At 61.6% G+C, this 7,526-nt stretch carries 4 protein-coding genes; all 4 read left to right on the forward strand.

Going from position 1 to position 7,526, the window contains the following annotated elements; all coding sequences use genetic code 11:
• Positions 1–320: 320 nt before the first annotated feature.
• The 4 genes from VHD36_10975 to VHD36_10990 all read left to right on the forward strand — a co-directional run bounded on the left by VHD36_10975 (position 321) and on the right by VHD36_10990 (position 7,418).
• A complete protein-coding gene (locus VHD36_10975) occupies positions 321–1,655 on the forward strand; it encodes a hypothetical protein (protein ID HVU87834.1) in 1,335 nt (444 codons plus the stop codon).
• A gap of 251 nt (positions 1,656–1,906) precedes the next feature.
• A complete protein-coding gene (gene miaB, locus VHD36_10980; protein HVU87835.1) occupies positions 1,907–3,310 on the forward strand; it encodes a tRNA (N6-isopentenyl adenosine(37)-C2)-methylthiotransferase MiaB in 1,404 nt (467 codons plus the stop codon).
• 42 nt (positions 3,311–3,352) lie between these two features.
• On the forward strand, positions 3,353–6,466 hold the full coding sequence (gene glnE / locus VHD36_10985; protein HVU87836.1) for a bifunctional [glutamate--ammonia ligase]-adenylyl-L-tyrosine phosphorylase/[glutamate--ammonia-ligase] adenylyltransferase: 3,114 nt from the start codon (positions 3,353–3,355) through the stop codon (positions 6,464–6,466).
• Positions 6,467–6,971: 505 nt separating this feature from the next.
• Positions 6,972–7,418, forward strand: coding sequence for a hypothetical protein (locus VHD36_10990; GenBank protein HVU87837.1), 447 nt, complete (start codon positions 6,972–6,974; stop codon positions 7,416–7,418).
• The last annotated feature ends 108 nt before the right edge of the window (positions 7,419–7,526 follow it).

Consider the following 7,526-nt stretch of genomic DNA (forward strand, 5'->3'; position numbering starts at 1 on the left):
GGCGCTCTCCCTGGGGCGCTTTCGTTCCTCCACGTCCTCCCCTGAATTCAGTCTATCGTCACGCCAAGACCCGGAGTAGCCGGCGCCGGACCAGGCGACGATGAGTCGACCGTTAATAGGAACCTTTCGCATCGCGAATCGATCGCCCTGTCCGGCTTAACTCCCACGAGAAGCCAACTAGTACCTGGTGCGGCCGCTGCCGGATTCCCCACTCGGCACGATTCTGCATTACCGGTCGCGATCGCCAGGCGGAAAGTACAATAGAACGTTGGACTTCAGGTCCGATCGCTAACCATCAGGACACGAGCAGAACGGCCGGTATGTCGAAATCCACTGCGTTGCTGGTGCTGCTGGCCGCATGGTCGATTCTTACCATGAGCGGCGCGGCCGAAACCGAGCCGGCCGCCGGACCATCGGGCGCGGCCAAGGCACGCCCAGATCTCCGCCCCACGCCGGCCCAACTCAAGGTGGCCAAGATCCGTGAACTTAAGGGGCGACATCTCACCCTGTACACCGACCTGCCGGCCGGTCCCGGCGTCGATTCCTTACCCGACGCCTTCGACCAGGCTTTCGATCAATGGCTCGCCTACTTCCATATCGAGATCACAAAGTCGTCGGCTCCGATCGTGGCCTGCTTGATGCGCGAGAAGCCGCGTTTCGCGGCCGTCGGCCTGCTGCCGGCCGATCTGCCGGCCTTCGATCACGCGTACTTTCGTGGCAACCGTATTTGGGTCTTCGATCAGAAAGACGATTACTACCGCCGGCACCTACTCCTGCACGAAGGAACGCACGCCTTTATGAACACGAACCTCGGCGCCTGTGGTCCGCCGTGGTTCATGGAGGGCATCGCCGAGCTATTGGCTACGCACGCGCTCGTTGACGGCCAAGTGGCGCTCAACCAGTTCCCCGCCGATGCCGAGGATGTGCCGGGCTGGGGGCGCGTGCGCCTGGTGCGCGACGCGCTCGCCGCCGGTCGCCGCATGCCGATCGACGATATCCTCACCTACGACGCGCGGGCCCACGAAGAGGTCGAGCCCTATGGCTGGTGCTGGGCCATTGCGGCGTTTCTAGACGGCCATCCGCGCTATCAGGAACGCTTTCGCGAGCTGGCGCGGCATCCGGACCCCAAAGATTTCAATGATCGCTTCCGCAAGGCATTCGACGCCGACTGGCGGGAATTGGCCGAAGAGTGGCAACTCTTCGTAGCGCACCTGGAATATGGTTATGACCTCGTGCGCGAAGCGATCAACTTCCGTCCCGGAAAACCGCTTCCCGCGGCCGGTGCAAAAGTGAAAGTCGCCGCCGACCGTGGTTGGCAAGCAGCCGGCGTCACGCTCGAAGCGGGCAAGACGTACCACCTCCGCGCCACCGGGCGCTTTCAAGTTGCCGCCGATCCGCGCCCCTGGCCCAGCGGACCCGAGGGGGTCACGATTCGCTACTGGGAACGCAAACCGTTGGGCATCTTGCTGGCAGCGGTCCATCCCGAACCCTTCGATCCCGACTCGGCGAGCACGCTGTTGAGTCCCCTTGCGATCGGCGCAGAAGGGACGATTCGGCCCGAGGCGACCGGCACGCTGTACCTGCGGATCAACGACTCGCCGGCCGAGCTGGATGACAATAAAGGATCGTTGGACGTGCAGATTCGGCCGGAGTAAGCACCAAAGTTGGCGTCCGGGCCGCGCATCCCCCCTCGCCCGGCCGGCCACTGGCGCGTTACTATTTGGGTTCGCCCGCCCCAAGTCGCCATCCCTATCAGCCCGAAGCGCCAGCGAGGGAAACGGGGCTCCTCGCTGGCGCTTCGGGCTGAGTAAGGAAACGGGCCGCAACAACGAACTTTGCGTGCCATGCATTTCGGCCACAGGCCGATAAGCATGCAGCTCGACAATCGGTCAATACGCTCCAGCCCATGCCCAAGCTGTATATCGAAACCGTCGGCTGCCAGATGAACATGCTCGATAGCGAGCTGGTCGTGGCCAGTCTGCGCAAACAGGGTTATGAGCTGGTCGCCAGCGCGCGCGAGGCGGACACGATCCTCTTCAATACGTGCAGCGTCCGGCAACACGCCGAAGACAAGATCTACAGCGCCCTGGGCCGGCTTAAGCACGCCAAGACCCACAACCCGAAGAAGATCATCGGCGTCTTGGGCTGTATGGCCCAGAAAGATCAGCAACTGATTTTCGACCGCGCTCCGTACGTCGACCTGGTCGTCGGGCCGGGTCAGTTGCACCAGATTCCCACGCTGATTTCCGAGATCGCCGCCGGCAGCGGCCCGCGGATGGAAGTCAGTCTCGACCGCACGGCCGGCAGCCGTGCCGAGGTCGAGCGCAGCTTCGAAAGCTACGATCCCTTGCGCGACGAGCAGATGCGCCCCTCGCCGTACCAGGCCTTCGTGCGGATCATGATCGGCTGCGACAAGTTCTGCACCTATTGCATCGTGCCGAAGGTACGCGGGCCCGAGCAGAGCCGGCCGGCCGCGCAGATCGAAATCGAGGCGCGCCGCCTGGCCGACGAAGGCTGCCGCGAGATCACTCTGTTGGGGCAAACCGTCAACAGCTATAAGCACACCGCCGATGGCCGCACCGCGCGCCTGTCGGACCTGCTCGTGCGTTTGCACGAAATCTCGGGGCTGGATCGCATCAAGTTCGTCACGAATTATCCTAAGGATATGACCGACGAGCTGCTGACCGCCGTCCGCGATTTGCCAAAGTGTTCCCACTACTTGCACGTGCCCGTGCAAAGCGGCTCGGACGCGGTGCTGAAGCGGATGAAACGCGGTTACACGGTGGGCGAGTATCGCGAGATGCTCGCGCGCATTCGCGAGACCATTCCCGACGCCGCGGTGACCAGCGATTTCATCGTCGGCTTCTGCGGCGAAACCGAAGAGGATTTTGAACAGTCGGCCGAGCTGTTGCGCGAAGGACGCTTCAAGAACAGCTTCGTGTTCAAGTACAGCGAGCGCCCCGGTACCAAGGGAGCCGAGTTGTTCCCCGATGACGTGCCGGACGACGTCAAGCGCCGCCGCAACAACGAACTCTTGGCACTGCAGGCCGCGATCAGCGAAGAAGACAACCAGGCATTCCTCGGCCGCCAGGTGGAAGTGTTGGTCGAAGGGCCAAGCAAAATGAACCGCGCCACCGACGGCAAGCTTCAGTTGACCGGTCGTACCAACTGTGATCGAATCGTTGTGTTCGACGGGAACGAGCGTCTCGTCGGGCAATTCCTTCCTGTCGTGATTTACGACGCCAATGCGTGGACGTTGTTCGGCAGCGTCGTCACCAGCCACGTCGGCCCCGAAGTCTACAGCTTGTAAGCGCCCCCTCCGCAGGCGGCTCCCCGGCGCGACGGAATAAAGATGGAAATCGGCCGACTGCATCATTTCCTCGATAATCCCGCCGAGGCGGACGGCTGGCTGCGCTCGTGGGGCCTGGAGAATCTCGAGCGCGGCCACGCCAACCTGGTGAACATGGCCACGGCCGGCATCCCGCTCGATCTCTTGGCCACGCTCTGCGATCAATTGGCCGAGCACCTGCCGCGCTCCAGCAATCCTGACATGGCGCTCAACAACCTGGATCGATTCATCCAGGCGTCGCGCAGTCCGCTCGCAATCGGCTCCTTGTTCGAACGTGATCTCGAAGCGCTGCCGGATCTGCTGCAGATCATGGCCACGAGCCAGTATCTAAGTGACCTGTTGGTGCTCGATCCCGGTGCTTACGACTTGCTCCGGATCACCGAAGGGCAGCCGGTGGCGCGCGACGTGCTGGTCGAGGAATTGGCCGCGGAGGTTGCGGCTCTGGACGACGATCATGCGGTGATGACGGCGCTGCGGCGTTACAAGCGGCGCGAGACTTTGCGCATCTCGTACGGCGACATCATCCGCAATCAGCCGCTGTCGACGGTGACGGCGCAAATCTCGTACCTCGCGGACGCCATCGTGGAAAGCGCGGTCCGTTTCGCGCGCCGCCGGCTGATTGAAAAGCGCGGACACCCGCGCGGCCCCGATGGCAGCCCGGCCCGCTTTGTCGCGCTGGCGATGGGCAAGCTCGGCGGTGTGGAGCTGAACTATTCGAGCGACATCGATCTGGTGTTTCTCTACGAAATCGACGGCAAGACCGACGGCCCGCGCGCGATCGACAACGTCGAATTCTTCGATCGGCTGGTACGCGACGTCGTGCGCCTGCTGTCCGAAGCGACGGACCTGGGCGTGCCGTATCGCGTCGATTTGCGCTTGCGACCGCTGGGCGATCGCGGCCCCTTGGTGCAGAGCGTCGAGCAATCGACCCACTACTACGACGTGCTCGGCCGCACGTGGGAGCGGCAAGCGTACGTCAAGGCGCGGGCCGTGGCCGGTGACCTCGATCTCGGCCAGGAGTTTCTCGCCCATCTCGAACCGTGGATCTATCGCCGCTATCTGGCGCTTGCCGATATCACGGGCATCAAAGCGCTCAAGCGCCGCATCGAGCACCGCACCCACACGCAGGGCAAAGACGCCTTCGACGTGAAGACCGGCGAAGGCGGCATCCGCGATGTCGAATTCGTCATTCAGTTTCTACAACTGCTGAACGGCGCCGACATGCCGCAGCTGCGTACGGGCAATACGCTCGAGGCGATCGCGCAACTGGAAAACACCGGTTGCCTGACGCACCAGGAGCGCTCGCTCTTGGAGGAAAACTACAGCTTCCTCCGCAAAATCGAGCATCGCCTGCAAATCATGTTCGATCTGCAGACTCACAGCATGCCCAGCGATCCGCAGGAATTGCGGCGCCTGGCCATACGCATGGGCTACACGGATCAAAAAGGCAAAACGGCGCTCGCCGGCTTCGAAAACGACTATCGCACCAAGACCGCGCTCAACCGCAAGATTCTCGATCATTTGCTGCACGACGCTTTCGGCGACGACGCCGAAACCGAGCCCGAGGTCGACCTGGTACTCGATCCCGATCCGCCTCCCGAGCAGATCGAAAGCGTGTTGGGGCGGTATCCTTTCCGCGACGTGCAACTGGCATATCGCAATCTGCAGGCGCTGGCGAGCGAGAAGATCCGCTTCTTGTCGACGCGCCGCTGCCGGCACTTTTTGGCATCAATCGCGCCACGCCTGCTCAAAGCCATTGCCGCCACGCCCGACCCCGATTCGACTTTGACCAATCTGGAAAAGGTCAGCGACTCGCTCGGCGGTAAAGGCGTCTTGTGGGAATTGTTCAGCTTCAATCCTCCCTCGATGACGCTGTACGTCGAAATCTGTTCGTTCAGCGAGTTGCTCTCGGGCATGTTGATCAGCAATCCGGGCATGATCGACGAATTGATGGACAGCCTGGTGCTGAACAAGCTGCCCTCGCGCGACGATTTGGGCACGATGCTAGCCGAGCTGAGTCGCGGCGCCGAGGATCTCGACCCGATCCTGCACAGCTTCAAGAACACGCAGCAGTTGTACGTCGGGGTGCGCAACATTCTGGCCAAGGAAGATATTGCATCAACGCTCGCAGCGCTGACGAATATCGCCGAGGTCTGCCTGGAGCGGATCGCGCTCGTGGAGTACGAAAAGCTCACCGCCAAGCTTGGCACGCCCACCATCGGCGAAGGTTCGCGCGCTGGCGAACCCTGCTCGTGGACCATCCTGGGCATGGGCAAGCTGGGCGGCCGCGAGCTGAATTTTCACAGCGATCTGGACGTCGTCTTTCTGTACGAAGCCGACGGCATGACGACCCATGCCCGCCGCCGCCAGGCCGAAACCACGACGAATCAACATTTCTTCAGCGAACTTGGACAGCGCATCATCAAGATCGCCAGCCGCCTCAGCCCTTACGGCAAACTGTATGAAGTCGATCCGCGGTTGCGTCCGACAGGCCGCTCGGGGGCGCTCGCGACCAGCTTCGCCGAATTCGCGCGCTACTTCGCCGAAGGAGAAGGGCAACTCTGGGAGCGGCAGGCGCTGACCAAGGCACGCCCGGTCTTTGGCACCGACGACGCCGCGATGGAAGCCGCCGAGCTGGTGCTGCACGCCGCCTACGATCAACCGTGGCAGTCGCAATACGCCCGCGACATTCACGCGATGCGGTTACGGCTCGAAGAAAACGCACCGCAATGGAACCTGAAGCGCGGCCGCGGCGGCATCGTCGATATCGAGTTCACCGCGCAAATGCTGCAACTCGCGCACGGCCGCAAACACCCCAGCCTGCGCGTGGCCAACACGCTCGACGCGCTGGCGGCGCTACGGGCCGCGGGCGTGCTCTCGGCTAAGGACGCCGATTTTCTCACCGCCAGCTACCGTTATCTGCGCAGCGTCGAAGGGGGTTTGCGCTTGATGAACTCGCGCGCCCGCAACACGCTGCCGCAAGAGCCGCTCGACCTGGCCAAGCTGGCCAAACGCCAAGGCGCCGCCGACCCGCAAGCCCTCTTAGACCAGTGCGGGCAATACATGGCCGGCAACCGCGCCTGCTTCGAACGCGCGGTAGCGACGGCGGGCAAGTAATGCTTGTATCCCACCAAGTCTAGGAATCTTGGGTGCCATGCTCACGCTGGTGTGAGCATGTGTCGCGAGACGTTGTGATCTCTTTTGTGGTGCGCCCGTCTCGGCTGCAAAGCCGTTGCTCTCGTGGCACTCCGCCGCTTCATGCAGAGCAAATCAGAACTCGTCCACGGATTCCGCAGATTGACGCAGATTTTCAGAACCGGATTGAGCCTCGCTCTTCTGTCTGCGAAATTTGTGTAATCTGCGGATGCATTCGTGCTTTTGCTTTTTGTGGTGCGGCCGTCTCGGCTGCACAGTTTTTCAGTGCATTGCGCACCTGAAACGGCTCGGCGCGTAGTGCAAGTGGCCAATTCTGCGCGCTGACACTAACGTCGCAGCATTTGCAAGGAGCGAGGCGTCGACCATAGGTACTAAAGGATCATTCGTCACAGACGCCGCAAAGAAGATCGTCGAGAACATTCCTCCGAAGCGTCTGGCGGGATTCATTGGCCGCAACGTACTTCGCGTGATTCCGATCATTAGCACCGGCCTCGCGGTACTCGAGTTCTCCGACAATGTCGAAGCCCATGGTATAGGCGGGGCCGTTGCGCGGGCCACGCCGGTCCTCGGCGATCTCATTTCCGCGCATGACCTTGGCAGCGACATGGCGCGCCAAATCATGGACGATGCGAACGCAGCTGGTGATGAACGTATTAAGGAAATTAACAAGCCAGTCTCCGATGCCTGGCAAAAAGCCAGCGAGCAAACGGCAGATGCCTTCAAGGACTTGGCCCCGAATATCAAGGTAACGAATACTTATGGTGAAAACGGACTAGTCAACCCGCACGAGGTTTCAGACGCGTTGCGGAAATACCGTGACAAGATGTACACGGCGAATTATCTTCAAGCCCATAACGTCGCTGGGCACAACCACGCGACTAAGACCGTGTTTTCAAATTGCATGAATCGATGAAAAACGTTACGACTCCGCCGTCTTGGTTCTCAAGTCAAGGAAGACGGAGCCGTAACGATGTGCGCGAATTATCCCAGCGACCTGACGGACGAACAATGGCAATTGATC

The sequence above is a fragment of the Pirellulales bacterium genome (genome assembly GCA_035546535.1).
Classification (GTDB): domain Bacteria; phylum Planctomycetota; class Planctomycetia; order Pirellulales; family JACPPG01; genus JACPPG01.